Annotated in this window: 19 protein-coding genes and 1 pseudogene; 12 read left to right on the top strand and 8 right to left on the bottom strand. The window is 70.7% G+C overall.

The window, feature by feature from the left end:
* Positions 1–343 precede the first annotated feature (343 nt).
* Complete coding sequence (gene ileS, locus ACFU5O_RS26875; protein WP_384244460.1) at positions 344–3,484, bottom strand: isoleucine--tRNA ligase; 3,141 nt, start codon at positions 3,482–3,484, stop codon at positions 344–346.
* Positions 3,485–4,040: 556 nt separating this feature from the next.
* On the opposite strand from ileS, the gene ACFU5O_RS26870 reads away from it, so the two are divergent.
* The 6 genes from ACFU5O_RS26870 (at position 4,041) to ACFU5O_RS26845 (ending at position 9,889) form a co-directional block, all read left to right on the top strand.
* Positions 4,041–5,135 (top strand): TraR/DksA family transcriptional regulator, encoded by a 1,095-nt coding sequence (locus ACFU5O_RS26870; protein WP_384244459.1) that lies wholly within the window; start codon positions 4,041–4,043, stop codon positions 5,133–5,135.
* Between the two features lie 162 nt (positions 5,136–5,297).
* Positions 5,298–5,858 (top strand): signal peptidase II, encoded by a 561-nt coding sequence (gene lspA, locus ACFU5O_RS26865; protein ID WP_384244458.1) that lies wholly within the window; start codon positions 5,298–5,300, stop codon positions 5,856–5,858.
* A gap of 51 nt (positions 5,859–5,909) precedes the next feature.
* A complete protein-coding gene (locus ACFU5O_RS26860; RefSeq protein ID WP_384244456.1) occupies positions 5,910–6,851 on the top strand; it encodes an RluA family pseudouridine synthase in 942 nt (313 codons plus the stop codon).
* Positions 6,848–7,294, top strand: a complete 447-nt coding sequence (locus ACFU5O_RS26855) for a GNAT family N-acetyltransferase (protein WP_384244455.1) — start codon at positions 6,848–6,850, stop codon at positions 7,292–7,294. Before ACFU5O_RS26860 ends, ACFU5O_RS26855 begins: the two co-directional genes overlap by 4 nt.
* A 187-nt stretch (positions 7,295–7,481) precedes the next feature.
* Positions 7,482–9,068: a Na+/H+ antiporter gene (locus tag ACFU5O_RS26850; protein WP_384244453.1), complete on the top strand. Its 1,587-nt coding sequence runs from the start codon at positions 7,482–7,484 to the stop codon at positions 9,066–9,068.
* Positions 9,069–9,142: 74 nt separating this feature from the next.
* Positions 9,143–9,889: an SDR family NAD(P)-dependent oxidoreductase gene (locus ACFU5O_RS26845; protein ID WP_384244452.1), complete on the top strand. Its 747-nt coding sequence runs from the start codon at positions 9,143–9,145 to the stop codon at positions 9,887–9,889.
* A gap of 67 nt (positions 9,890–9,956) precedes the next feature.
* Here the strand turns inward: ACFU5O_RS26845 and ACFU5O_RS26840 are convergent, their stop codons facing one another.
* The gene (locus ACFU5O_RS26840) at positions 9,957–11,051 is read right to left on the bottom strand and encodes a mechanosensitive ion channel family protein (protein WP_384244451.1); all 1,095 of its coding nucleotides are present in this window, start codon (positions 11,049–11,051) and stop codon (positions 9,957–9,959) included.
* 32 nt (positions 11,052–11,083) lie between these two features.
* On the opposite strand from ACFU5O_RS26840, the pseudogene ACFU5O_RS26835 reads away from it, so the two are divergent.
* Positions 11,084–11,320 (top strand): annotated as a pseudogene (locus ACFU5O_RS26835) (dienelactone hydrolase); the annotation flags it as partial.
* Between the two features lie 295 nt (positions 11,321–11,615).
* Here ACFU5O_RS26835 and ACFU5O_RS26830 read toward each other — a convergent pair.
* The 5 genes from ACFU5O_RS26830 to ACFU5O_RS26810 form a co-directional block, all read right to left on the bottom strand.
* On the bottom strand, positions 11,616–13,163 hold the full coding sequence (locus ACFU5O_RS26830; protein WP_384244450.1) for a serine/threonine-protein kinase: 1,548 nt from the start codon (positions 13,161–13,163) through the stop codon (positions 11,616–11,618).
* A gap of 33 nt (positions 13,164–13,196) precedes the next feature.
* On the bottom strand, positions 13,197–14,858 hold the full coding sequence (locus ACFU5O_RS26825) for an alkaline phosphatase D family protein (protein ID WP_384244448.1): 1,662 nt from the start codon (positions 14,856–14,858) through the stop codon (positions 13,197–13,199).
* Between the two features lie 85 nt (positions 14,859–14,943).
* Positions 14,944–15,756: a DsbA family protein gene (locus ACFU5O_RS26820; RefSeq protein WP_384244447.1), complete on the bottom strand. Its 813-nt coding sequence runs from the start codon at positions 15,754–15,756 to the stop codon at positions 14,944–14,946.
* Between the two features lie 49 nt (positions 15,757–15,805).
* A complete protein-coding gene (locus ACFU5O_RS26815) occupies positions 15,806–16,489 on the bottom strand; it encodes a hypothetical protein (protein WP_384244446.1) in 684 nt (227 codons plus the stop codon).
* Positions 16,490–16,577: 88 nt separating this feature from the next.
* The gene (locus tag ACFU5O_RS26810; protein ID WP_384244444.1) at positions 16,578–17,906 is read right to left on the bottom strand and encodes a DUF2252 domain-containing protein; all 1,329 of its coding nucleotides are present in this window, start codon (positions 17,904–17,906) and stop codon (positions 16,578–16,580) included.
* 280 nt (positions 17,907–18,186) lie between these two features.
* Here ACFU5O_RS26810 and dnaE point away from each other — a divergent pair, with 280 nt between their 5' ends.
* The gene (gene dnaE, locus ACFU5O_RS26805; protein ID WP_384244443.1) at positions 18,187–21,726 is read left to right on the top strand and encodes a DNA polymerase III subunit alpha; all 3,540 of its coding nucleotides are present in this window, start codon (positions 18,187–18,189) and stop codon (positions 21,724–21,726) included.
* A gap of 140 nt (positions 21,727–21,866) precedes the next feature.
* On the opposite strand, the gene ACFU5O_RS26800 is transcribed toward dnaE, so the two are convergent.
* On the bottom strand, positions 21,867–22,040 hold the full coding sequence (locus ACFU5O_RS26800) for a hypothetical protein (protein WP_384244442.1): 174 nt from the start codon (positions 22,038–22,040) through the stop codon (positions 21,867–21,869).
* 224 nt (positions 22,041–22,264) lie between these two features.
* Here ACFU5O_RS26800 and ACFU5O_RS26795 point away from each other — a divergent pair, with 224 nt between their 5' ends.
* The 4 genes from ACFU5O_RS26795 (at position 22,265) to ACFU5O_RS26780 (ending at position 26,248) form a co-directional block, all read left to right on the top strand.
* Entirely contained in the window at positions 22,265–23,521 is a 1,257-nt protein-coding gene (locus tag ACFU5O_RS26795; RefSeq protein ID WP_384244440.1) for an NYN domain-containing protein, read from the top strand.
* 37 nt (positions 23,522–23,558) lie between these two features.
* A complete protein-coding gene (locus tag ACFU5O_RS26790; RefSeq protein WP_384244470.1) occupies positions 23,559–24,533 on the top strand; it encodes an ABC transporter ATP-binding protein in 975 nt (324 codons plus the stop codon).
* Between the two features lie 205 nt (positions 24,534–24,738).
* Positions 24,739–25,575, top strand: a complete 837-nt coding sequence (locus ACFU5O_RS26785; protein WP_384244439.1) for an ABC transporter permease — start codon at positions 24,739–24,741, stop codon at positions 25,573–25,575.
* Positions 25,576–25,624: 49 nt separating this feature from the next.
* Positions 25,625–26,248 (top strand): DUF2567 domain-containing protein, encoded by a 624-nt coding sequence (locus ACFU5O_RS26780; protein ID WP_384244438.1) that lies wholly within the window; start codon positions 25,625–25,627, stop codon positions 26,246–26,248.
* Positions 26,249–26,507 lie beyond the last annotated feature (259 nt).

Below are 26,507 nucleotides of genomic sequence, written 5' to 3'. Positions count from 1 at the left end.
GGCCCGGAACGTGAGTTCCGGGCCCGGCCCTTTTGTGTGTGCCTCCGGCGACGGGGGCCGTCCGGTGCGGGCGTGGGTGCGGGCGTGGGCGGTTGTCGGGGTTGGTCTGTGCCGTGTCGGCCGGCCGGTGTGTCCGTCCTCAGACGCCGGAAGGGCGGGTGGTCAGGCCCTCTCGTGCCCAGGAGTGGGGCTGGGAGCCACGCAGGCGGGGCCGGGCGCGGGGCTCGGCTTCCGAGGGGGCGAGCGGGTCGATGTCAGCGCCTGTGAGGGATTCGCCCGAAAGAGACGGGGGAAAACGCAAGGGCCCGCGTGACGGCAGTCGCGCGGGCCCCTGGGGCGGAAGTTACGCCTTGCGGAGGCGGAAGGTGAGGGAGAGGCCCTCGTCGGTGAAGGGGGCGCCGTAGGTGGCGTCCGCCTCGCCACGGGCGTAGTCCGTGGCGAGGACCTCGTCCGCGATCAGGGCAGCGTGGTCCGTGAGGGCCTGCATGACCTCCGGGTCCTCGGAGGACCAGCGCAGGGCGATACGGTCCGCGACATCCAGGCCGCTGTTCTTGCGGGACTCCTGGATGAGCCGGATCGCGTCACGCGCCAGGCCCGCCAGTCGCAGCTCCGGAGTGATCTCCAGGTCCAGCGCGACCGTCGCACCCTGGTCGGAGGCCACCGACCATCCCTCACGCGGTGTCTCCGTGATGATGACCTCCTCGGGAGACAGGGTGATCGTCTCGCCGTTGACGTCCAGCGAAGCCGTGCCGCTACGGAGAGCGAGGGACAACGCCGCCGCGTCCGCGGCCGCGACTGCCTTCGCCACGTCCTGCACGCCCTTGCCGAAGCGCTTCCCCAGCGCCCGGAAGTTCGCCTTGGCCGTCGTGTCGACCAGCGACCCGCCGACCTCGGACAGCGACGCCAGCGACGAGACGTTCAGCTCCTCCGTGATCTGCGCGTGCAACTCCGATGACAGGGACTCGAAGCCCGCCGCCGCGACCAGCGCGCGCGACAGCGGCTGGCGGGTCTTCACGCCCGACTCCGCACGCGTCGCACGGCCCAGCTCCACCAGCCGGCGGACGAGGGCCATCTGCTGGGACAGCGTCGGGTCGATCACCGAAAGGTCGGCCTTGGGCCAGCCGGCCAGGTGGACCGACTCCGGGGCCTCCGGTGCCACCGGGACCACCAGGTCCTGCCACACCCGCTCCGTGATGAAGGGGGTGAGCGGGGCCATCAGCCGGGTGACGGTCTCGATCACGTCGTGGAGCGTGCGCAGCGCTGCGGCGTCGCCCTGCCAGAATCGGCGGCGCGAGCGGCGCACGTACCAGTTCGACAGGTCGTCGACGAACGAGGAGATCAGCTTGCCGGCACGCTGTGTGTCGTACGCCTCCAGCGCCTGCGTCACCTGGTCCACCAGCGCGTGCAACTCGGACAGCAGCCAGCGGTCGAGCACCGTGCGCTCGGCCGGCGCCGGGTCGGAGGCCGAGGGCGCCCAGTTCGACGTACGTGCGTACAGCGCCTGGAAGGCCACCGTGTTCCAGTACGTCAGGAGTGTCTTGCGGACCACCTCCTGGATGGTGCCGTGGCCCACCCGGCGCGCCGCCCAGGGCGAACCGCCCGCCGCCATGAACCAGCGCACCGCGTCCGCGCCGTGCTGGTCCATCAACGGGATCGGCTGCAGGATGTTGCCCAGGTGCTTGGACATCTTGCGGCCGTCCTCGGCGAGGATGTGGCCGAGGCACACGACGTTCTCGTACGAGGACTTGTCGAAGACCAGCGTGCCCACCGCCATCAGCGTGTAGAACCATCCGCGGGTCTGGTCGATCGCCTCCGAGATGAACTGCGCCGGGTAGCGCTTCTCGAAGGTCTCCTTGTTGCGGTACGGGTAGCCCCACTGCGCGAACGGCATCGAGCCCGAGTCGTACCAGGCGTCGATGACCTCGGGGACGCGCGTCGCCGTGGTGGAGCACTGCGGGCACGGGAAGGTGACGTCGTCGATGTAGGGCCGGTGGGGGTCCAGGGACGACTGGTCCGTGCCTGTCAGCTCGGTCAGCTCGGCGAGCGAGCCGACCACGGTGAGGTGGTCCTCCTCGCACCGCCAGATCGGCAGCGGCGTGCCCCAGTAGCGGTTGCGCGACAGTGCCCAGTCGATGTTGTTGTTGAGCCAGTCGCCGTACCGGCCGTTCTTGACCGAGTCCGGGAACCAGTTCGTCTTCTCGTTCTCCTCGAGGAGCCGGTCCTTGATCGCGGTCGTACGGATGTACCAGGACGGCTGCGCGTAGTAGAGCAGCGCCGTGTGGCAGCGCCAGCAGTGCGGGTAGCTGTGCTCGTAAGGGACGTGCCTGAAGAGCAGACCGCGCGCGTCCAGGTCCTTGGTGAGCGCCTCGTCGGCCTTCTTGAAGAAGACGCCGCCGACCAGCGGGACGTCCTCCTCGAAGGTGCCGTCGGGGCGGACCGGGTTCACCACCGGCAGACCGTAGGCCCGGCAGACCCTGAGGTCGTCCTCACCGAAGGCGGGGGACTGGTGGACCAGACCCGTACCGTCCTCGGTGGTCACGTACTCGGCGTTGACCACGAAATGGGCGGGCTCGGGGAACTCCACCAGCCGGAAGGGACGGTCGTACGTCCAGCGCTCCATCTCGGCGCCCGTGAAGGTCTCGCCGGTGACCTCCCAGCCTTCGCCCAGGGCCTTCTCCAGCAGCGGCAGGGCGACGACGAGCTTCTCCTCGCCGTTCGTCGCCACGACGTAGGTGACCTCGGGGTGCGCGGCCACGGCGGTGTTCGAAACCAGCGTCCAGGGGGTCGTCGTCCACACGAGGAGCGAGGCCTCGCCGGCGAGCGGTCCGGAGGTCAGCGGGAAGCGGACGAAGACCGACGGGTCGACCACGGTCTCGTAGCCCTGCGCCAGCTCGTGGTCGGAGAGGCCGGTGCCGCAGCGGGGGCACCAGGGGGCGACGCGGTGGTCCTGGACCAGCAGGCCCTTGTCGAAGATCTCCTTCAGCGACCACCAGACGGACTCGATGTACGCAGAGTCCATCGTCCGGTACGCGCCGTCGAGGTCGGTCCAGTAGCCCATACGGGTCGTGAGCTCGGCGAACGCGTCCGTGTGGCGGGTCACGGACTCACGGCACTTCGCGTTGAACTCCGCGATGCCGTACGCCTCGATGTCCTTCTTGCCGTTGAAGCCGAGCTCCTTCTCGACGGCGAGCTCGACCGGCAGGCCGTGACAGTCCCAGCCGGCCTTGCGGGCCACGTGGTAGCCCTGCATGGTCCGGAAGCGCGGGAAGACGTCCTTGAAGACGCGGGCCTCGATGTGGTGCGCGCCCGGCATGCCGTTCGCGGTGGGCGGGCCCTCGTAGAACACCCACTCCGGGCGGCCCTCGGACTGCTCGAGGCTCTTCGCGAAGACCTTGTTGTCGCGCCAGAAGTCGAGCACGGCGTGCTCGAGGGCGGGCAGGTCGACCTGGGCGGGTACCTGGCGGTACTGAGGCGGCGGCGTCATGTACGGCTCCTCCAACGGACTGCGTCTCTTCCGTCGGAGGGACGAGAGCCGAATGCGCCGTGCTCCCGCGGTACCACCCTCCTTGGCCCTGGACACGCACGTCCACGGCCCCCTCATTGGGGTCGCGATGCCGGTTCTACTCGCCTCTGGTCGCCCGCGGCTTTCTTCCGGCGGCTCCGGGGTGATTGTTCACATCGCGCTGGCCCCCGGGCTCGCACCGTCCCCGGGTCGCTCATGGCTGCGTACGACGCTACTGGTCCCCATCCACGCTTTTCGCTCCGCCCAGTGTACGGGCCCGGGCACGGCGTGGCCGACCGGATTTCGCCGGTGACCCGAATGGCCATACGGGCCCGGCCGGGCTCGGGGCGGGTTCGGGCGGCTCCCGTGCGGCGGATTACAGGGCGGGGAGCTGGGCACAACGGATGCAGGCTCGCGTCTGAGCAGGCGCGGGGTGGGTCCGACCGGCGGCGTGCCCCGTTGCCGCGGGGCTGTGGCCGATTTATCGTCCCAGCACCGAATCGCGTGCAAGATCACAATATGTGAAGGGGCCGCGGCCATGGTGGCGAAGAAGACCGCCGTGAAGAAGACGGCGTCCGCGAGGTCCACCGCCGCTGCGGCGACGGCGGTCAAGGACAGCAACGGCAAGAAGAGCACTGTCGCGAAGCAGACCCCGGGCACCGGGAGGGTGTCGAAGGCGAACGGGGCCGGTGCGAAAGCGCACGAGCCTACGGAGGTGAAGGCCGTGGCACCGGTGAAGAAGGCCGCCAGGAAGGCGACGGGCGCGAAGAAGACCACGCCGGAGAAGAAGACCACGGAGAAGAAGACGGCAGCCGAGCAGAAGGCGGCGGCCCCCGACGAAGCCCCGGCCCCGGCCGCGAAGGAGGCCGCCAGGAAGACGGCGGCGAAGGCCGTGAAGCCCCCCAAGGCCACGAAGGCGGCGAAGAAAACCGTGGGCAGGAGGGAGGCGGAGGGGCGCTCCGTTGCGTCCACCCGAGCGGCTGCCACGAAGGAGCCGGCGAAGGCGAAGACGAAACCGAAGACGAAACCGAAGACGAAGAAGGCGGCGGCTGCCAGGACGACGGGCACCGGCGCCAGGAAGGCCGCCAGGGCGGCCAAGGAGGCGGCCGAGGCCGCCGAGCAGACGGGAGCCAGGACGGTGGGAGCGAAGAAGACCGCGGCGGCCAGTGTCGCAGCCGGCGGGGACAGCACTGCGACGGCGGTGCCCGTGGCCCGCGCGGTCGCCGCGACGGTCCCCGGAGAGCTGGCGGTGCGCCCGGGAGAGGACCCGTGGACACCGGAGGAGGTCGCCGGGGCGCGTGCGGAGCTGGCGGACGAGATGGCCCGGCTCGGGGCCGAGATCAGCCACTCCGAGGAGGCGCTCACCGGCCTGATGCGCGACTCCGGTGACGGTGCGGGCGACGACCAGGCCGACACCGGCACCAAGAACATCACGCGCGAGCACGAGATCGCCCTCGCCAACAACGCCCGCGAGATGCTCGAACAGACCGAGCGGGCTCTGCACCGCCTGGACGCCGGCACGTACGGCCTCTGCGAGATCTGCGGCAAGCCCATCGGCAAGGCCCGGATGCAGGCGTTCCCGAGGGCGACCCTGTGCGTGGAGGACAAGCAGAAGCAGGAGCGTCGCAGCTGAGGTCACCGGATCCCGTCCGGACGCACCCCCGGAACCCCCGCGGCATCCCGGGCCGGGCCCGGGGGCCGCGGCCGGACGTGCTTCCGGACGGCTCGGGACCGGGTCGGTTCCCTCTGTGCCGTACCCTCGTGACCAGTCAGGTACCTAGGTTGAGGGACTCACGTGGCAGAGGCGGAGCGCATCATCGGTACGCCGGATGTTGACGACGAGGCTGCGGCTCCTGCCGAGCGGCCCAGAGGCAGGCGCCGGATCCTGGTGCTGTTCGCCGTGGCGGCTGTCGCGTACCTGCTGGACCTGGGCACCAAGATGCTCGTGGTGGCCAAGCTGGAGCATCAGCCGCCGATCCCTGTCATCGGCGATCTGCTGAAGTTCGTGGCGGTACGCAACCCCGGTGCCGCCTTCGGCTTCGGCGGGGCGTTCACCATCATCTTCACGATCATCGCGGCGTCCGTGGTCGTGGTGATCGCGCGGCTGGCTCGCAAGCTGTACAGCCTGCCCTGGGCCATCGCGCTCGGGCTGCTGCTGGGCGGCGCCCTCGGCAACCTCACGGACCGGATCTTCCGCTCACCGGGCGTCTTCCAGGGCGCGGTCGTCGACTTCATCGCGCCCGCGCACTTCGCCGTGTTCAACCTCGCCGATTCGGCGATCGTGTGCGGCGGCATCCTGATCGTGATCCTGTCCTTCAGGGGACTGGACCCGGACGGCACCGTCCACAAGGACTGATCCAACGCCGGGCCGGAACGGTCACGGGGAACGGCAAGGCATACTCGACGGGTGAGTACGCTTCCCGAAACCCGCACCCTGCCCGTACCCGACGGCCTCGAGGGCGAGCGCGTCGACGCCGCCATCTCGCGCATGTTCGGGTTCTCCCGTACGAAGGCCGCAGAGCTCGCGGCCGCCGGGAAAGTGCAGGTGGACGGCGCGGTCGTAGGAAAGTCCGAGCGGGTCACCGGTGGTGCCTGGCTCGAGGTGGAGATGCCTCAGGCGCCCGCCCCGGTGCAGATCGTGGCCGAGCCGGTCGAGGGCATGGAGATCGTGCACGACGACGACGACATCGTCGTGATCATGAAGCCGGTCGGTGTGGCCGCGCACCCGAGCCCCGGCTGGACCGGGACGACGGTGATCGGCGGGCTCGCGGCGGCCGGCTACCGGATCTCGACGTCGGGAGCGGCGGAGCGGCAGGGGATCGTGCACCGGCTGGACGTCGGTACGTCCGGGCTGATGGTGGTCGCGAAGTCGGAGCGGGCGTACACGCTGCTGAAGCAGCAGTTCCGGGACCGTACGGTCGACAAGCGCTACCACGCCCTGGTGCAGGGCCACCCGGATCCGCTGAGCGGCACGATCGACGCGCCGATCGGCCGGCACCCCCAGCACGACTACAAGTGGGCCGTGACCGCGGAGGGCAAGCCGTCGGTCACCCACTACGACCTGATCGAGGCGTTCCGGGCCGCCTCGCTGCTGGACATCAAGCTGGAGACGGGCCGTACCCACCAGATCCGGGTGCACATGGCCGCGCACCGGCATCCCTGTGTGGGAGATCTCACGTACGGCGCCGACCCGACGATGGCGAAGCGGCTCGGTCTCACCCGGCAGTGGCTCCACGCGGTACGGCTCGGCTTCGAGCACCCGTCGGACGGCCGGTGGGTCGAGTTCGCCAGCGACTACCCGGACGACCTCCGCTCGGCGCTGGACAAGATCGCGGCAGAGAGCGCGTGAGCAGGGGCTTCGCCGTACGGGAGGCGGTCGGCCCGGCCGACCGCGAGGCATGCTTCGGGGTGCGCAAGGAGGTCTTCGTCGTCGAGCAGGGCGTCCCGGCGGAGATCGAGTACGACGTCCATGACGCGGACGCGGTCCACCTGCTCGCCGTCGGCCCCGAGGGCCCGCTCGGCACGGCCCGACTGCTGACCGGCCTCCTGCCCGACCCCGCGAGCGGCTCCCTCGGCCGCCTCGCGGTCACCCGCTCCGCCCGTGGGCTCGGGGTCGGCGCGGCTCTGGTCGGTGCGGTCGAGGCCGCGGCCCGCGCCCGTGGGCTGACCTCGGTCGATCTTCATGCCCAGACCCATGCCCTGGGCTTCTACGAGCGGCTGGGCTACGAGGCGTACGGCCCCGAGTTCCCCGACGCGGGCATCCCTCACCGGTCGATGCGGCGCGTGCTCTAGGGATCCCTTTCGGGTCTTGCCGGGTACGTGTGCCCCGGCGCCGTACCCCGCTCACCGGTCCGGCCTGATCCAAACGAAAGACCCTGGCCGCGCAACGGAAGGTCGATCGGGATGATTCGGGGCAAACGCGTGGGACGCTTGGCGCGCTGACCGTCGATGTCCCGGCCTTCCGGAGGGGTGCGCGCCCGTGGACCAATTGGCCCTGCTGTTCCTGCTGTTGCTGGGGGCCGTGGTCACCGTGCCGCTGGGCGAGCGGCTCGGGCTGCCCGCGCCCGTGCTGATGACGATCGCCGGAGCGGTCCTCGCCCTGATGCCCTTCGTGCCGAACGTCACCCTGCCGCCCGACTACATCCTTCCCCTGCTGCTGCCGCCCCTGCTCTACGCCGCCGTGCAGCGCACCTCCTGGCGGCAGTTCACGGCGAACATCCGGCCGATCCTGCTGCTGGCCGTCGCGTTGGTGTTCGTCACCACGGCGGCGGTCGCGGCCGTCGCGCACGCCCTCGTCCCCGGGCTGCCGCTCGCCGCCGCGGTCGCGCTCGGAGCGCTCGTCGCCCCGCCCGACCCGGTCGCCGCGACCGCCGTCGCGGGCTCTCTCGGGCTGCCCCGGCGGCTGGTGTCGATCCTGGAGGGCGAGGGGCTCTTCAACGACGTCACCGCGATCGTGCTGTACCACGTGGCGATCGCGGCAGCGGTGAGCGGGACGTTCTCCTGGCCGAGGGCGGCCGGGGAGCTGGTGCTCTCCGCGGTGGTGGCCGTGGTGGTCGGCCTCGCCCTCGGCTGGCTCTCCAACAGACTCATGGGGCTGCTCGGCGACCCGACCCTGCAGATCGGGCTCAGCCTGCTGGTGCCCTACGTGAGCTATGTGCTCGCGGAGGAACTGCTGGGCTCCGGCGTGCTCGCCGTTCTCGTCACCGCGCTCTACCTCGCCGAGAACGCCGGGGACGCGGACGACGTCATGGGACGCTTCGCCGGGAACACGTTCTGGCAGATCGTGGACACCCTCGTGACCGGCCTTGCCTTCGGGCTGATCGGGCTCGAACTCCACCATGTCTTCGGTCCCGGCCAGGGCCGGAACCTCGCCATGGTGGGGTGGGCGGCAGCGGTCGTCGGGGTCGTGGTCGGCGTACGGCTGCTGTATCTGCTGCCCGCCACCTGGCTCGCGAAGCGGCTGCACAAACGCCGTGACTACGACGAGGAGATCCCCGTCGGCTGGCGCGAGACCGTCGTGATGTGGTGGTCGGGGATGCGGGGCGTGGCCTCCGTCGCGCTGGCCCTGGCGATCCCGCTGCGCACCGACGACGGTGCGCCGTTCCCGGCCCGCGACGAGATCATCTTCATCGCCTTCGCGGTGATCATGATCACGCTGGTCGTCCAGGGGCTCACTCTTCCGTGGCTGGTGAGGCGGCTCGGCGTACGGGCCGACACGGACGCGGAACAGGCGCTGCAGCGAGACCTCGCACTGCGAGCGGCAAAGGCGGCGAAGCACCGCCTGAAGGAGATCCAGGAGGTCGAGGACCTGCCCGAGGACATCGCCGAGCGGCTGCAACGGGCGGCCTACGACGTCGGCACCCGGATCAGTCCGGACATCGTCGACGACGAGCGGCGCGAATGGTTCGCCGGACGGGCGAAGCGGCTGCGGACCCTCTCGCGCATCCAGCGCGAGATGATGTCCGCCGCGCGCCACGCGGTCCTCGCGGCCCGCAGCGAGCCCGGCACGGACCCCGAGGTGGTGGACCGCGTCCTGCGTCATCTGGACGTGCGCAGCCTCCGCTGACCAGGGCTCCGCAAGCCACCGGAGACCAGCGCGGGAAGCTCCGGACGCCCGGAGGCCGGTCGTATGATCAAGGTATGGCGCGCACCGTGGTGATCAGTGGCGGAGGTACCGGGATCGGGTTCGCGGCGGCCGAGGTGTTCGCCGCGGACGGGGAACAGGTGGTGCTGCTCGGGCGGCGCGAGGAGGTGCTCGCGCGGGCCGCCGGACGGATTCCCGGGGCCCGCTACTGCGCCGCCGATCTCAGTGAGCCCCAAGGCGCCCGCCGTGCCGCGGAGTTCGCCGCGCGTGAGTTCGGCACGGTGGATGTGCTGGTGCACAGTGCGGGCGGAAACGGAAGGCTCGAGCGGCGGCCGGAGTCCGGGGACCCGCTGGAAGCCGTCGCACACGACTGGACCGTCAACTTCCGGCTGAACACCCTCACGGCCGCCCTGCTCACCGAGGCCCTCAAGGACCATCTGGCCACGCCGGGCGGCCGGGTGCTCTTCCTGAGCTCCATCGCCGCGTACCGGGGCTCGGGCTCGGGTGCCTACGCCGCGTCCAAGGCCGCCCTCCACCCCTATGCCTTCGACCTCGCGCGCCAACTCGGGCCGCGCGGAATCACCGTGAACCTCGTCGCCCCGGGCTACATCGAGGAGACGGACTTCTTCGGGGACGCGATGACCGATGAGCGGCGGAGGGCACTCGTCGCCGAGACCTCCACCGGGCGGGCCGGCCACCCCGGCGACGTGGCCCAGACCCTGCGCTGGCTCGCTTCACCGGCCGCCGGTCATGTGACCGCACAGGTCGTCCAGGTCAACGGCGGTGCGGAGCGCGCCCACTAGGGTCCGGGCGGGTCCCGCCGGGTCGGTCCTGCCGGGCGGGACCCGAGGAACGTGCGGGCGAAAAACCCTAGCCCCGGCCGGTGCGGCGCGGTGTGCCCTCCTCCGGCTCCACGTGCTTCCTCGGCGGCTCGGGGGCCTCTGCCGTGCTGATGCGCGGCAGCGCGTAGGGGTGGTGGTCGCACAGCCAGGTGATCATCTGCTCGCGCACGGCGCAGCGCACCGTCCAGATGTCGTCCGCGTCCTTCGCGGTGACCACCGCGCGCACCTGCATCGTCGACGGCGTCGTGTCCGTGACGGCGATCGACCAGTCCCGGCCGTCCCACGCCTTGCACTCGTGCAGGATCTCCTGGAGCTTCTCGCGCATCTCGTGCACGGGCGCCGAGTGGTCCAGATGGAAGAAGACCGTGCCGGTCATCTGCGCCCCGCCGCGCGACCAGTTCTCGAACGGCTTGCTGGTGAAGTACGACACAGGCATCGTTATGCGCCGTTCGTCCCAGGTCCGTACGGCGAGGAACGTGAGCGTGACCTCCTCCACGGTGCCCCACTCGCCGTCCACCACGACGGTGTCGCCGATCCGCACCATGTCGCCGAAGGCGATCTGGAATCCGGCGAAGAGGTTTCCCAGCGTGGACTGGGCGGCGACACCGGCCACGATGCCGAGCACGCCGGCCGAGGCCAGCAGCGACGCCCCGAGCTTGTTCATCCCCGGGAAGGTCAGCAGCATCGACGCGAAGGCGACCACACCCACGATCGCGGTGACGATCCGCTGGACCAGCGCCACCTGTGTACGAACCCTGCGGACCCGTGCCGGATCCCGCGTGGTCGCCGCGTAACGGGAGTACGAGGACTCCACCACGGCCGCGGCGATCCGTACGAGGAGCCAGGCAGAGGCGGCGATCAGCACCAGGGTCAGGACGTGGCCGATGAACCCCTCGTTCTGTTCGACGACCGTGATGTGGGTCTCCCGGTACGTCCCTCTCAGCAGCGCGGTGAGCAGCACGACCTGCAACGGCATGCGGCAACGGCGCAGCAGGCCCCACAGCGGGGTCTCGCTGTGCCGGGCGTCGGTCCGGCGGAGCAACAGGTCCGCCAGCCACACCAGAACCAGCGTGAGCCCCACCGAGCCGGCCAGGACTGTCAACGGTCGCAGCACGTTCTCCATGCCTTCGAACGTAACCTGACCCGACGGACATCATGCTTCTTCGTTCGACATTCGGGCTCCGGCCCGCCGTGCAGTCGGGCGCGGAGCGCCTGCGCGCAGCGGGGCGCCGGGTGTGGACGCCGGATCTTTTCGACGGGCGGACCTTCGAGTCCGTCGACGAGAAGGCGCGTGGGCCGCCCTTTTTATGTGGTACGTCAGATTCTGCGAAGAATGTCCATGTTGATGAGCCGCCCGTGCAGCTGCATGTGGCCGACCCGGCCCCGTTCGAGCCGCAACCCGGGACCGGGCAGCGGTTCGGGGCGTCGTCGGGCGGACGCGGCCCGACCGACGGTGATACGGGTCACGCCTCCTCCCGTGCTCTGCGGTCCGCGGTCTCGTGCTCTCACGACAACGACGCGGAGGCCGGCAGTTCCGCAGGGCCCGCGCGTTCCGCCGACAGGCCGCGAGGACCCGCCGGAGTCCGAGCCCCATGCGTCGGCCGGTGGACCGTCGGCGGTATTCCGACCTCGTGCCGGGAGCGCCGAACGCGAGCCGCACACGCGCCACTGGTGCGGCCCGGACGTCCTAGGAACGGGTACAGCGGCCGGAAGGGCTGCTCGCCGGCGGGCGGCACTGCAGTGGGAAGTCGGCCGCCCTCGTGCTCAGATAGCGGCCGAGGCAGGCGTTCGCCGTGGTTCTGCCGCGCTCCGCGCAGAAGTCGACCGCGGCCGCGCCGCTCGCGAAGGGGCCAGGTGCGTAGATCACCCAGAAGCCGGGCCGCAGCGAGGCGTAGTCGTCGCTGCGTACGAAGACGGCTTCTGGCACGGTCCTGCGGACTTCGGCGAGCCTCCGGTCCCGGGCGGCGGTGCCGGAGCCGACGGGCTCTGAGAACAGCTGGGCGATCCACCGGCCGGAGGGCGGGGGCGGGTTGTCGCCGGGCGTGGCGGACTGCGTGGCAGCGCGCGTGGGCTTGGGAGCCGGGGCCGCGGTTGCGGGCGGCGTGGGGCTCGGGGCCGTACCCGACATGGGTGTGGCCGGCGCCGTACTGCCGGACGTACCGCCGGCCTCCTTCGCGCTCCCCGCCGCCCGTGCTCCGGAGTCGCGCAGCGCGAGGGCCAGTGCCGTGGCGGCGGTGAGCGCGACCGCCACGGCGACCACCGCGACGACGACGGGCGCTCGGCCGCGCTGCCGACCGGGCGGGACCGGCGGCTGCGGGGGCCGGGGAACCGTGGGCCGAGGGCTGTCCAGCCGGGTCGGCACGGGCGGCACCGGCGTCTGCCCGGGCGGCACCGCCGCCGTCATGGTCGGCTGCTCCCAGTACGGGGTTTCGCCCGCCTCCACCTGCGCCAGCATCGCGTCCAGGCGCCGGGCGTCCGGCCGTGCCGCCGGATCCCGTACGAGCAGCGCCCGCAGCACGGGCGCGAGCGGCCCGGACCGCGCCGGGGGCGGCACGGGGTCGTCGAGCACCGCGGCGAGTGTGGCCAGGGTCGTCGCCCGGCGCAGCGGACTGACGCCTTCCACGCAGACGTACAACACCAGCCCCAGCGACCAGAGATCGGAGGCGGGGTTGTCGTCGTCATGGCCGCGGACCCGTTCCGGGGCGATGAACTCGGGCGAGCCGACCAGCTCGCCGGTGACGGTCAGCGAGGTCGAGCCCTGCAGCGCGGCGATCCCGAAGTCGGTGAGCACGGCGGTGCCGTCCGGCCGCAGCAGGACGTTGGCGGGCTTGACGTCCCGGTGCTGGACACCCGCCGCGTGCGCGGCGCTCAGGGCGGAGAGCACCTGGCGTCCGGCGCGCGCGGCCTCGGACGGGGTCATCGGGCCCCGGGCGAGCCGCTCCTGGAGCGAGACGCCAGGGACCAGCTCCATCACGATCCACGGATGGGGCTCCGCGTCCACGATGTGATGGACGGTCACCACATGGGGATGGCTGAGCCGCGCGAGCGCCCGGGCCTCGCGCAGTACACGCTCGCGCACGGCCCCGGACGCACTCGCGTCGGATCTGACCGCCTTCAGGGCGACTTCGCGATGGAGCACGGTGTCGCGAGCGCGCCACACCGTGCCCATGCCTCCGCTGCCGAGCCGCTCGATCAGCTCGAACCGCCCGTCGATCAGGTCCCCCGGCGCAGTCATGGCGCCAGGTTAGAGGAACCGGAACCGCCCTGCTCAGCGCACGGGCTGGTTCACCCTCTCGACCTTCTGCGTTCCGTTGAGGGTCCGGTACGAACGGGTCCAGGCGGCCGACGCGTCGGGCTTCGACTTGTCGGACAGCGTGAAGTAGTCCATCTGCGAGCTCTCGGCGGTCACATCGAGGACGCCGTATCCGTGGTGGTCCATGTCGACCCACTTCACATGGCGGTTTGCGGCCTTGACGGCCACCGACGCCACCAGGGAGACCGTTCCGGGTGCGACATGCAGGATGTCGTCCAGGTTGTCGGACGTCACCGAGGTCACCACGAACTCGGTGGCGGCCGACTGCGACAACGGATACGTCGCCGCCTTCACCGGAACGTCGTTGGCCCACGCCATGTGGATGTCACCGGTGAGGAAGACGGTGTTCTTGATGCCGCGGTCCGTGAGGTGCTTGAGCAGCTCCTTGCGGTCGTCCGTGTACCCGTCCCACTGGTCCACGTTGACCGCGAGCCCCTCCTTGGGCAGACCGAGCAGTTCGGCGATCGGACCCAGCAGATGGGCCGGTACGGAACCGAAGGCGACCGGCGAGATCATCACCGAGGTGCCGACGAGCTTCCAGGTCGCGTCCGACGCCGCCAGACCCGCCTTCAGCCAGTCCAGCTGGGCGCGGCCGGTGATGGAGCGCTCCGGGTCGTCGACCTTTCCGCTGCCCACGGACGCCTGCTGCGAGCGGAACGAGCGCAGGTCGAGCAGATGGAGATCGGCCAGCTTGCCGAAGCGCAGCCGGCGGTAGACCGTGCCCTCGGTCGAGGTGCGCACGGGCATCCACTCGAAGTACGCCTGCTTGGCGGCCGCGGCGCGCGCCGCGTAGTCACCCTCGGTGCCCGGCGTGTGGTTCTCGGCGCCGCCGGACCACGCGTCGTTGGCTATCTCGTGGTCGTCCCAGATCGCGACGAGCGGGTGCGCGGCGTGCAGCGACTGCAGATCCGGGTCGGTCTTGTACTTGCCGTGCCGGGTGCGGTAGTCGGCGAGGCTGAGGATCTCGTGCTTGGGCTCGTGCTGCCGTACGACGTACTTCTCCTCCGGGTAGCCGCCGGTCGCGTACTCGTAGATGTAGTCGCCGAGATGGAGCACCGCGTCGAGGTCGGCGCGGGCGGCCAGATGCCGGTACGCGGAGAAGTAGCCCGACTCCCAGTTGGCGCAGGAGACGACGCCGAAGCGGACGCCGGGCGCGGCGGAGTCGGCGGCCGGCGCGGTACGCGTGCGGCCGACGGGGGAGGCAGCGGTGCCGGCCGTGAAGCGGAAGTAGTAGACGGCGGCCTGGCGCAGGCCCCTCACGTCGACCTTGACGGTGTGGTCGGAGGCGGCGGTGGCGGTGGTCCGGCCGCTCGCGACGACATTGGTGAAGTTCTTGTCCTCCGCGACCTGCCAGCTCACCTCGGTGGCGGGGCCCTTGCCGGAGCCGGGCACGGCGTCCGGGGCCGGCGTGACCCGGGTCCACAGCAGCACGCCGTCGGGGAGCGGGTCGCCGGAGGCGACACCGTGGAGGAAGGCCGTGGTCTGCGCTTCGGCGGCGACGGCGGTGGAGGCGGCCGCGATGGCGGGCGCGGCGACTGCGGTGGTGGCGACAGCGGTGGCGGCGGCGGCCTTGACGACCGTGCGGCGGCTGGGAGTTGTGGGGAGTCTACTGGTCACGGCCGATCAGACTACTGACCGGTAGAGCGAACGGGCAGGCGAATTCAGGAAGTTCGCCTGCCCGTTCGTAAAGCGCCGCGCGCTGTTATCCCTTGAGGGCCTTATCGATGGCGGCGGTGTACTCCGGCACCGTCATCGGCGTGTTGTCGCTGCCCTCGCCGGTGACCTTCTTGCCGTCCATCTTCAGTGTCGGAGTGCCCTCGACACCACTGGAGGTGAACGTCGCGGACATCTTCAGTGCCCAGGCGTCGTAGGTGCCGTCCTTGACGGCCTTCTCGAACGCAGCGTTGTCCTTCAGCGCGGGCACCGTGTCCGCCACCTCGATGAGGTAGTCGTCCTTGGCGAACTTGTCGTCGCGCTCCGCCGGGTGGAACTTCGCGGAGTAGAGGGCCGCCTTGTACTCCATGAACGCCTCGGGGCTCACATTGAGCGCCGCGCCCAGCGCGGAGAGGGCGTTCTTCGAGCCTTCACCGTTGTCGCTCTTGTCGATGAACGTGGCGCCGATGTACTTGACCTTGTACTTGCCGGCGTCGACGTCCTTCTTGACGGTCTCACCGACGGCCTGCTCGAACGTCGCGCAGATCGGGCAGCGCGAGTCCTCGTACAGCTCCAGGGTCTTCTTCGCGGCCGGCTTGCCGATGACGACGGTCGTGCCGTTCTCGCCCTCGGTGTTCTTCGGCTGGACGACCTTGGCGCTCTTGGCCGCCTCCCAGGCGGTGGGCTTGTTGAGCTGCATGACGCCGTAGCCGATGCCGCCCGCCGCGGCCAGTACGACGACGATCGAGCCGGCGACGACGAGCTGCCGCCTGACCTTGTCCTTCTTGGCCTGGCGCTCGCGCTCCGCGCGCAGCCGCTCGCGGGCGGCTGCCTTGTTCGCCTGGCTGTTGCGTGCACTCATGATCGTGTTCTCCGTGTGGGTGAGGTGGTGCGTGGTGGGGGGCTGCTTCTCAGGCAAGGGCGGGAGCCTGGAGCGGCGGTCCCCTCCGCCCCACGGAGTGCACGAGAAGACGGGTCAGGCCGGGGCGCGGGCGGGCGGCGGGCCGGACGGAGCGGCACAGGAGGCCGGTGCCCGCGCCCACGGCGGCCACCGCGATCAGCAGCGGCCGGAAGGCGAAGGCCGCCACCGCCCGCAGCAGGCCCGCGAGGGCCGACTCGCCGTGCCGCAGCCAGACGGCGGCGAGCAGCCCGACCGACACATGCGCGGCCAGCAGCAGCCAGGGCAGCGACGGGTCGGGGGAGTTGAGCACAGCGGCCAGGCGGCCGCCGGACGCGGCCACACCCGGCAGCGGGGTGCCCGCGCTGCCGCCGCAGAGCACATCCACCCCCACCGCGCGCAGCGATCCGGCGACCGGTCCGCCCGCGGCGCCGTAACAGACGTGCTGACCGGTGGTGAAGACGGTGTCGGCGGCGAGCTCGAGCGGGACGAGCACCCCCGCGATCGGACCGTATCCGCGCTCGCGTCCGGCGAGGGCATAAGCGATCAGGAACACCCCGGCCGCGACCGCCCCGACGGTCATCAGTGGCAGCGGCACCCGGGAGAGCAGCACATGGGAGGCCACGGACAGCGTCACGACGACTGCCGTGAAGATCGCTGCCCGCAGCCCTCTGAGCCGGGTTCCTGGTACGTCCATCGTCGGAGGAGTCTGCCATGTCCCGCTGTAAGCAGCCTCTAAGGAATCGCCTTGTCCTGCGCCGCTTCCTCGGCCGGCCCTCCCGGGTTCACCGCAGTCCCGGGATCCTTCCGTTGCGGAAGAGATCCACGAAGATCTGATGGTCGGCCCGCGCCCGCGCGCCGTAGCTGTGCGCGAAGTCCACGAGCAGGTCCCCGAAGCCTTCCTCGTCGGCCGCGATCGCCGCGTCGATCGCCCGCTCCGTGGAGAACGGCACCAGCGAGTGGCCGCTCTCGTCGTCCGCCGCCGAGTGCATCGTGGCCGTCGCGCGGCCCAGGTCCGCGACGGTCGCCGCGATCTCCGCCGGGTCGTCGATGTCCGACCAGTCCAGGTCCACGGCGTACGGCGAGACCTCGGCGACCAGCTGTCCGGCGCCGTCCAGCTCGGTCCAGCCCAGCCACGGGTCGGCGTGGTCCTGGAGCGCGCGCTGCGAGATCACCGTGCGGTGACCTTCGTGCTGGAAGTAGCCGCGGACCCGCTCGTCGGTGATGTGCCGGGAGACCGCGGGGGTCTGCGCCTGCTTCATGTAGATGACGACATCGTTCTCGAGAGCGTCGCTGTTGCCCTCCAGGAGGATGTTGTACGAGGGCAGCCCGGCCGATCCGATGCCGATGCCGCGCCGCCCGACGACGTCCTTGACCCGGTAGGAGTCGGGGCGCGTCAGGCTCGACTCGGGCAGCGTCTCCAGATACCCGTCGAAGGCCGCCAGCACCTTGTAGCGCGTCGCGGCGTCGAGCTCGATCGAGCCGCCGCCCTCGGCGAAGCGCCGCTCGTACTCGCGGATCTCCGTCATCGAGTCCAGCAGTCCGAAGCGGGTCAGCGCGCGGGCGCTGCGCAGCGCCTCGAGCAGCGGGCCTTCCGCGGTGTCCAGCGTGAAGGGCGGCACCTCGTCGTTCTTGGCGCCGGTGGCCAGCGAGTGGATGCGCTCGCGATAGGCGGCGGCGTAGATCCTCACGAGCTCGCTGATCTGCTCGTCGCTGAGGGCCTTGGTGTAGCCGATCAGCGCCAGCGACGCGGACAGCCGCTTGACGTCCCAGGTGAAGGGACCGACGTACGCCTCGTCGAAGTCGTTGACGTTGAAGATCAGCCGACCGTTCGCGTCCATGTACGTGCCGAAGTTCTCGGCGTGGAGGTCGCCGTGGATCCAGACCCGGCTCGTGCGCTCGTCGAGGTACGGGCCGCCGTGCTGCTCCCGCGCCAGGTCGCCGTAGAACAGACACGCCGTCCCCCGGTAGAAGGCGAAGGCCGAGGCGGCCATCTTGCGGAACTTCACCCGGAAAGCGGCGGGGTCGGCGGCCAGGAGCTCGCCGAAGGCGGTGTCGAAGACGGCGAGGATCTCCTCGCCGCGCTCGCCGGCCGAGGACTGGTGGACCGACATCGCTGGGTGCCTCCTGGTGCATGACAATTGGGACAGGCGTTCCGCCCCGCTCAACGCATGACGGTAGTCCGGAGTGCCCGGCGGCCCAACCCGTCGCCGGGCCGCGCCGGCCACCGGGGTCCCCCGGACTTCGTCCGGGGGACCCCATCGTGCCGCCGTCTTTTGTCGGTGGGGAGCCGTAGACTTCCAGGCTGTCCCCCGGGCTGTCCGATGCCGGGGGGTCCGGGGGGTGACCCCCGGGTAAACACCGTGCTCACCCGTTCTCCGGAGGCCTTCCGCCGTGACCAAGCCGCCCTTTACGCACCTCCACGTACACACCCAGTACTCGCTGCTGGACGGTGCCGCGCGGCTCAAGGACATGTTCAACGCCTGCAACGAGATGGGCATGACGCACATCGCCATGAGCGACCATGGCAACCTGCACGGCGCGTACGACTTCTTCCATTCCGCGAAGAAGGCCGGAGTCACCCCGATCATCGGCATCGAGGCCTATGTCGCCCCGGAGTCCCGGCGGAACAAGCGGAAGATCCAGTGGGGTCAGCCGCACCAGAAGCGGGACGACGTCTCCGGTTCCGGTGGTTACACCCACAAGACGATCTGGGCGGCGAACTCCACCGGTCTGCACAACCTCTTCCGGCTGTCGTCGGACGCCTATGCCGAGGGCTGGCTGCAGAAGTGGCCGCGTATGGACAAGGAGACGATCTCCCAGTGGTCGGAGGGGCTGATCGCCTCCACCGGCTGTCCGTCGGGTGAGCTGCAGACCCGGCTGCGCCTCGGCCAGTTCGACGAAGCCCTGAAGTCGGCGTCCGAGTACCAGGACATCTTCGGCAAGGACCGCTACTTCCTCGAGCTGATGGACCACGGCATCGAGATCGAGCGCCGCGTCCGCGACGGCCTCCTCGAGATCGGCAAGAAGCTCGGCATCCCGCCGCTCGTCACCAACGACTCGCACTACACGTACGCGCACGAGGCGGGCGCCCACGACGCCCTGCTGTGCATCCAGACCGGCAAGAACCTCTCGGACCCGGACCGCTTCAAGTTCGACGGCACCGGCTACTACCTGAAGTCGACCGACGAGATGTACGCGATCGACTCGTCCGACGCCTGGCAGGAGGGCTGCCGCAACACGCTGCTGGTCGCCGAGCAGATCACCACCGAGGGCATGTTCGAGGCCAGGAACCTCATGCCCAAGTTCGACATCCCCGAGGGCTACACCGAGGTCACCTGGTTCCGTGAGGAGACCATGCGCGGTATGCACCGGCGCTTCCCCGACGGGATCCCGGACGACCGCATGAAGCAGGTCGAGTACGAGATGGACACGATCATCTCGATGGGCTTCCCGGGCTACTTCCTCGTCGTCGCCGACTTCATCATGTGGGCGAAGAAGCAGGGCATCGCGGTCGGCCCCGGCCGGGGCTCCGCGGCCGGCTCGATCGTCGCGTACGCCATGGGCATCACCGACCTCGACCCGATCCCGCACGGACTGATCTTCGAGCGCTTCCTCAACCCCGAGCGCATCTCCATGCCCGATGTCGACATCGACTTCGACGAGCGCAGGCGCGTCGAGGTGATCAGGTACGTGACGGAGAAGTACGGCGCCGACAAGGTCGCCATGATCGGTACGTACGGCACCATCAAGGCCAAGAACGCGATCAAGGACTCGGCCCGCGTCCTGGGATACCCGTACGCGATGGGCGACCGGCTCACCAAGGCGATGCCCGCCGACGTCCTCGGCAAGGGCATCCCGCTCTCGGGCATCCTCGACTCCTCCCACCCCCGGTACTCGGAGGCGGGCGAGATCCGCGGGATGTACGAGAACGAGCCGGACGTGAAGAAGGTCATCGACACCGCACGCGGCGTCGAGGGCCTGGTCCGGCAGATGGGCGTGCACGCCGCCGGCGTGATCATGTCCAGCGAGACCATCACCGACCATGTCCCCGTGTGGGTCAGGCACACCGACGGCGTCACCATCACGCAGTGGGACTACCCGAGCTGTGAGTCGCTCGGCCTGCTGAAGATGGACTTCCTCGGCCTGCGCAACCTCACGATCATGGACGACGCCGTCAAGATGGTGAAGGCCAACAAGGGGATCGACATCGATCTCCTGAGCCTGCCGCTGGACGACCCCACGACCTTCGAGTTGCTCCAGCGCGGCGACACCCTCGGCGTCTTCCAGTTCGACGGCGGCCCCATGCGGTCGCTGCTGCGGCTGATGAAGCCCGACAACTTCGAAGACATCTCCGCCGTCTCTGCCCTCTACCGGCCGGGCCCGATGGGCATGAACTCGCACACGAACTACGCGCTGCGCAAGAACGGCCAGCAGGAGATCACCCCGATCCACCCTGAGCTGGAGAAGCCGCTCGAAGAGGTCCTGGCCGTCACCTACGGCCTGATCGTGTACCAGGAGCAGGTGCAGAAGGCGGCCCAGATCATCGCCGGGTACTCGCTCGGCGAGGCCGACATCCTCCGCCGTGTGATGGGCAAGAAGAAGCCGGAGGAACTGGCCAAGAACTTCACGATCTTCCAGGCCGGCGCCCGGAAGAACGACTACAGCGACGAGGCCGTCCAGGCCCTGTGGGACGTGCTGGTCCCCTTCGCCGGCTACGCGTTCAACAAGGCGCACTCCGCCGCGTACGGCCTGGTCTCCTACTGGACGGCCTATCTCAAGGCCAACCACCCCGCCGAGTACATGGCGGCGCTGCTGACCTCGGTGAAGGACGACAAGGACAAGTCGGCGGTCTATCTGAACGAGTGCCGTCGCATGGGCATCAAGGTGCTGCCGCCCAATGTGAACGAGTCGGAGTCGAACTTCGCGGCCCAGGGCGACGACGTCATCCTGTTCGGCCTGACGGCGGTGCGGAACGTCGGGCAGAACGTCGTGGAGTCGATCATCAAGTGCCGCAAGTCCAAGGGGAAGTACCTTTCCTTTCCCGACTTCCTCGACAAGGTCGAGGCGGTCGTCTGCAACAAGCGGACCATCGAGTCGCTCATCAAGGCCGGTGCCTTCGACGAGATGGGCCACACCCGCAAGGGTCTGGTCGCCCAGCACGAGCCCATGATCGACAATGTGGTCGCGGTCAAGCGCAAGGAGGCCGAGGGGCAGTTCGATCTCTTCGGCGGTATGGGTGACGAGGGCAGCGACGAGCCGGGCTTCGGCCTCGACGTCGAGTTCTCCGATGTCGAGTGGGAGAAGTCCTATCTGCTCGCGCAGGAGCGCGAGATGCTCGGCCTCTATGTCTCCGACCACCCGCTCTTCGGCATCGAGCATGTGCTGAGCGACAAGTCGGACGCGGCCATCTCCCAGCTCACCGGCGGGGAGCACGCGGACGGCGCGGTCGTCACCATCGGCGGCATCATCTCGGGCCTGCAGCGGAAGATGACCAAGCAGGGCAACGCATGGGCGATCGCCACGGTGGAGGACCTCGCGGGCTCCATCGAGTGCATGTTCTTCCCGGCGACGTACCAGTTGGTGTCCACACAGCTCGTCGAGGACACGGTCGTCTTCGTCAAGGGACGGCTCGACAAGCGCGAGGACGTGCCGCGGCTGGTGGCGATGGAGCTGATGGTCCCCGACCTGTCCTCGGCAGGGACCAACGCGCCCGTGGTGATCACGATCCCCACGGTGAAGGTCACCCCGCCCATGGTCAGCCGGCTGGGAGAGATCCTCGGCCACCACAAGGGCAACACGGAGGTGCGGATCAAGCTCCAGGGCGCCCGCAAGACCACGGTGCTCCGCCTCGACCGGCACCGGGTACAGCCCGATCCCGCGCTCTTCGGCGATCTGAAGGTGCTGCTCGGCCCGTCCTGTCTGGCGGGCTGACACCGGGCGCCGACACCGGGCGTTGTCCGTGACGCGGTGGGCACGTCGCGTACCGCCGCACCTCCCAGGACGCATTTGAGGGGCGCACCCCGTCCGTTGCGGGTGCGCCCCTCAGGCGTACGTCGACGCGACGCGAAGCGTCAGTTGTGGCCGAAGCGCTTCTGCCGGCCCTTGTTGGCTCCGCCGGTCGCTGTGACCTGCGTGTCGTGCCGCTCGGCCTGTGCCTCCATCGACGAGGTGCGGGCGTCCTGGGCACTGCGCTCGTGGTTCGAGCCGGTCTGCATCTTGCGTTCACGGTTCTTGTTCTTGGCCATGGTGCTGCCTCCTGTGGGATCTAGGGGCCAGGGCCGCAATCAGACTCACATAACCGTTCAGACGACGCATTTCGGACCATTGCGGTGAGTAACGGACTGCTGTTACGGTGCGGCTTCACGATCCGCCACGCCGATGATCGAGTTCCGGCGGTCAACCCTCCGGCGTTCGGGCAGACTCGAAGGAAACCCGAAGCGACTTCCGATCCCGAGGTTCCGGAAAGAGGGTGGAATACGTGGACCGCTGCGTCGTCCTGGTGGACGCCGGCTATCTGCTGGGCGCCGCCGCGAGTCTCCTCGCCGGAGAACCTGCCCGCTCCCGTATCACCGTCGATCACGCCGCCCTCATCCATGCCCTGCGCGAGCGCGCGGAGGCCGATACGGAACGCCCGCTGCTGCGTATCTACTGGTTCGACGGGGCCCCCGACCGCGTACCCCAGCCCGAACACCGCCGACTGCGCGTCATGCCGCGCGTCACCGTCCGGCTCGGCGCCCTGACCCGCAGCGACGGCCGCTGGGCACAGAAGGGCGTCGACGCCGCCATGCACGCCGGCCTCACCGAACTGGCCAGAAACCGCGCCTGCTCGGACGTGGTGCTGGTGACCGGCGACGGCGATCTGCTGCCCGGCCTGATGTCCGCCAAGGAGCACGGAGTCGCGGTCCACCTCTGGGCCGTGCAGGCCGCCGACGGCGACTACAACCAGTCGGAGGATCTGGTCGCCGAGGCCGACGAGCGCCGTGTCCTCGACCGGGCCTGGATCACCCAGGCCGTGAGGGCGAAGGACCTCGGAGGTGTCTGCGCCCCGCCACCCGCCCCACGTCCCGAGATCGCGGCGATCCTCTCCGCCCCGCTGCCGGAGTCGGCGCTCGCCGCGGCGGCGGAGCGGCCGGACGAGGCCCGCGCGCAGGTGGCGGAGGTGCGCAACGGCACGGCGGCCACGGCCGCGGACACCGCTCAGGCCGGGCCGGTGGGCCCCGGCGCGAAGGGTGTCCCCACCCCCAAGGACCTGGCGGGACTACGCGGCCCGGCCGCACCGGCCGACCGGCAGCCGACGGGCGCCACCCTGCGCTGGTCCTCCGACAAGGGCTGGATCGAACGCCCCGGCGGCGGAGCGCTCGGCGAGCCCCCGGAGACCGCGTCCCTGCCCACCCTGGCCCAGCTCACCAGCGCCGAGCAGCGCTGGGCCGACCGTGAGGAGGACATCACCACGGTCGGCGGTGACCCCTACGAGGTCGGGCAGGTCTTCGCCCGGCGCTGGATGGAACGGCTGCCGGACCCCGCGCACGTACAGAAGCTGTCCACCATGTACCCCCGCATCCCGCACCGCATCGACGGCGAACTGCTTCGCTACGCGGCCCGTTTCGGACTTCTCGCCCACAAGGACGACCAGATCGACGAGCACGACCGCTATGCGATCCGGGCGGGATTCTGGCGTGAGATCGATGTCCGGGCCGCCGCGGAACACGCCCCCGCGGGGGAGTAGTCCCGAACACCCCGTAGGCTCGTCCCTCGTGAGTACGGTGTGCGTGGTGCGGGATCTGGTCAAGACGTACCCCGCCGTGCGCGCCCGGCGGGGGACTCCCGCAACCCCCGAAGTGCGTGCCAACGACGGCATCTCGCTGGTCGTGCGCGCCGGTGAGATCTTCGGTCTGCTCGGTCCCAACGGCGCGGGAAAGTCCACCCTCGTCCGCCAGCTGACCGGTCTGATGCGCCCCGACTCCGGCACCGTCGACGTGCTCGGTCACGATCTTGTCCGCCACCCCGAGCGTGCGGCCCGGCTCATCGGCTACCTGGGGCAGGAGTCCACCGCCCTCGACGAGCTCACCGTCGCGCTGGCCGCGGAGACCACGGGGCGGCTGAGGGGCCTCGGGGTACGGGAGGCGCGGGCCGAGCGCGACACCGTACTCGAAGAGCTCGGGCTGACCGGCCTGGCCGGGCGGCCCCTGAAGAAGCTGTCCGGCGGGCAGCGGCGGCTGGCCTGCTTCGCCGCCGCGCTGGTCGGCGAACGGCCGGTCCTCGTGCTGGACGAGCCCACCACGGGGATGGACCCGGTCGCGCGGCGCGCGGTCTGGGCCGCCGTCGACCGGCGCAGGGCCGAGCACGGAGCGACGGTCCTCCTGGTCACCCACAACGTCATCGAGGCCGAGACCGTCCTCGACCGCGTCGCCGTGCTGGAGCGCGGCAAGGTCATCGCCTGCGACACCCCGGCGGGGCTCAAGGAGCACGTGGCCGGGGAGGTGCGGGTCGAGCTGGTGTGGCGTGAGCGGGCGCCCCTGGATGTTCCCGAGGTCGCCGCGCTGCGGGCCTCTGCCCAGGAGTCGGGCCGCCGCTGGGTGCTGAGGCTCGCCCCCGACGAGGCGCGGGCCGCCGTCGCCGCGGTGACCGGTGGCGAGGCGTTCGCGGCGCTGGACGACTTCACACTCGCCACGCCGAGCCTGGAGGACGTCTATCTGGCGCTGGGCGGGCACGCGATGAAGGGCCTGGTGAAAGCGTGACCGAAGTGTCCTCGCCGATCGGCGGGCCCGGGCTCCGGCCTCGGACACCGGCGTGCGCGCCGCGCGTCGCGGATGCCGCGGCCCGCGGGTCCTCTGCGGGCCCGGACGAGCGGGGGGCGCTGGGCCGGGTGCGGCGGGCGCGCGGGCCGCGCCGGGCCGGGCGTGGCACAGTGGGGCCGTACGTACCGAACAGGAGCAGCGCCAGGTGAGCATCGTGCCCGTGGAGGCCGTGTCCGCGAACGTGCCGGAGGCACAGGCCGCAGCGCGTGCGGTGCCGGGCGGCGGTGCCGCGCCGCTCGCGCCGCGCGCCCGGCTGCTGCCCGCGCTGGCCGCCGTGTACCGCGCCCAGCTGTCCCGGGCGCGGGTCGCCCGGATTCCGCTGCTGTTCGTCGCGACGTTCCAGTCCGTCGGGATCATGGTGCTGATGCGGGGCGTCGTCGACGGCGGGGCCGAGGCGCGGGCCGTCGTCGCCGGATCCTCCGTCCTGGTCGTCGCGTTCGTCGCGCTGAATCTGCTCGCCCAGTACTTCGGGCAGCTCAGGGCCGGGGGCGGCCTCGACCACTACGCCACGCTGCCCGTGCCGCCAGCGGCGGTGGTGCTCGGCGCGGCCGGGGCGTATGCCTCCTTCACCGTGCCCGGGACGGTCGTGACCGCGGTCATCGGCTCGGTGCTGTTCGGGCTGCCGCTCACGCATCTGTGGGTGCTCGCCGCAGTGATCCCGCTGGCGGGCGCCGCGCTCGCCGGTCTCGGCGCCGCGCTCGGACTGCTCGCGCCGCGCCAGGAACTCGCGACACTGCTGGGGCAGTTGGGGATGTCCGCGGCGCTGCTGCTGGGCGTGCTGCCCGCCGGGCGACTGCCGGAGCCGATCGGGTACGCGCGGGACCTGCTGCCCTCGACGTACGGGGTGGAGGCCCTGGCGCGTACCTTCGACGCGCATCCGCACTGGCCCGCCGTGGCGCTCGACCTCGTGGTCTGCGCGGTCGTGGGCGTGGTGTCGCTGGGCGTCGCGACATGGGCGTACCGGCGGGCCGCCGTCCGGTGAGGCGCGGTCCGGTGAGGCGGGCCACAAGGACGTTTGGCACGATGTCAGGGTGACCGCACCCCTGACGCCGCCCCACCAGCCTCCGCCGCACGGCGCGCCCTGGAATCTCCCCTATCCCGTCCATCCCGAGGACGGAGAAGGGCAGGACATGAAGAGGGAGCTGCGACAGGCCGCGATCGTCCTGCCTGCCGTGGCGCTGGCGGGGATCGCGCTCGGTCTGATGTGGCTGTGGCTCGCGCCGCGGGTCGGGCTGATCGCCACCGACAAGGCGGTCTTCGTCGCCGAGACGGAGGGCGAGTCGGCGGCGGGCGCGGACGGTACGTTCGTGCTGCTGGCACTGGGCTTCGGGGCACTCAGCGCGGCTCTGGTCTTCCTCTTCCACCGGCGCGGCGGAATCGCGCTCGTCGCCGCGCTCGCGCTGGGCGGGCTGCTGGCCTCGTTCCTGGGCTGGGGCATCGGCTACTGGTTCGGACCCGAGCACGACGTCGTCGCCCACGCGCGGGAAGTGGGGCAGGGCGTCACGTTCGACGCGCCGCTGCAGCTCCGTGCCCGTGCGGCTCTGCTGGCCTGGCCGGTCGCCGCGATGGTCGTCCACCTGGCCCTGACGGCCCTCTTCGGTCCCCGGGACCCGGAGCCGGACTGGTCCTCACCGCTGGGCGGCGACGAGCGCTGAGGCCGGCGGGCCGGGCGCGATGCCCTGGCGGGGCTTGGACATGGGCCCGTGCCCGGCCCGGGCACGCCCGCGAGCGCCCTTGCTCGGAGGGCCGGGGCCGCGACTGCGTCAGATGCGGGGTCGCTGCGCGGGCCCTTCCCGTACCGCCTCTTCCACATGACCGGGGGCAAGCCCCCGGTCCCCACAGCCCCCGGGCGCCCTTCGGGCGCGTCCCCGATCGCCGGACGGGGCCCACACGGGCCGCGCGTGTGCCGACGAT

It is taken from the genome of Streptomyces sp. NPDC057445, from assembly GCF_042802855.1.
Lineage (GTDB): Bacteria > Actinomycetota > Actinomycetes > Streptomycetales > Streptomycetaceae > Streptomyces.
Note: the sequence above shows the minus strand (reverse complement) of the source record. Positions and strands in the feature narration are given on the sequence as shown.

What these genes read in the sequence shown, in the direction of transcription:
- ACFU5O_RS26845 (WP_384244452.1), top strand. Translation starts at nt 9,143, where the DNA reads ATGGCGCGCACCGTGGTGATCAGTGGCGGAGGTACCGGGATCGGGTTC.
- ACFU5O_RS26820 (WP_384244447.1), bottom strand. Translation starts at nt 15,756, where the DNA reads ATGAGTGCACGCAACAGCCAGGCGAACAAGGCAGCCGCCCGCGAGCGG.
- ACFU5O_RS26815 (WP_384244446.1), bottom strand. Translation starts at nt 16,489, where the DNA reads ATGGACGTACCAGGAACCCGGCTCAGAGGGCTGCGGGCAGCGATCTTC.
- ileS (WP_384244460.1), bottom strand. Translation starts at nt 3,484, where the DNA reads ATGACGCCGCCGCCTCAGTACCGCCAGGTACCCGCCCAGGTCGACCTG.
- ACFU5O_RS26840 (WP_384244451.1), bottom strand. Translation starts at nt 11,051, where the DNA reads ATGGAGAACGTGCTGCGACCGTTGACAGTCCTGGCCGGCTCGGTGGGG.
- ACFU5O_RS26800 (WP_384244442.1), bottom strand. Translation starts at nt 22,040, where the DNA reads ATGGCCAAGAACAAGAACCGTGAACGCAAGATGCAGACCGGCTCGAAC.
- ACFU5O_RS26870 (WP_384244459.1), top strand. Translation starts at nt 4,041, where the DNA reads ATGGTGGCGAAGAAGACCGCCGTGAAGAAGACGGCGTCCGCGAGGTCC.
- ACFU5O_RS26810 (WP_384244444.1), bottom strand. Translation starts at nt 17,906, where the DNA reads ATGTCGGTCCACCAGTCCTCGGCCGGCGAGCGCGGCGAGGAGATCCTC.
- ACFU5O_RS26830 (WP_384244450.1), bottom strand. Translation starts at nt 13,163, where the DNA reads ATGACTGCGCCGGGGGACCTGATCGACGGGCGGTTCGAGCTGATCGAG.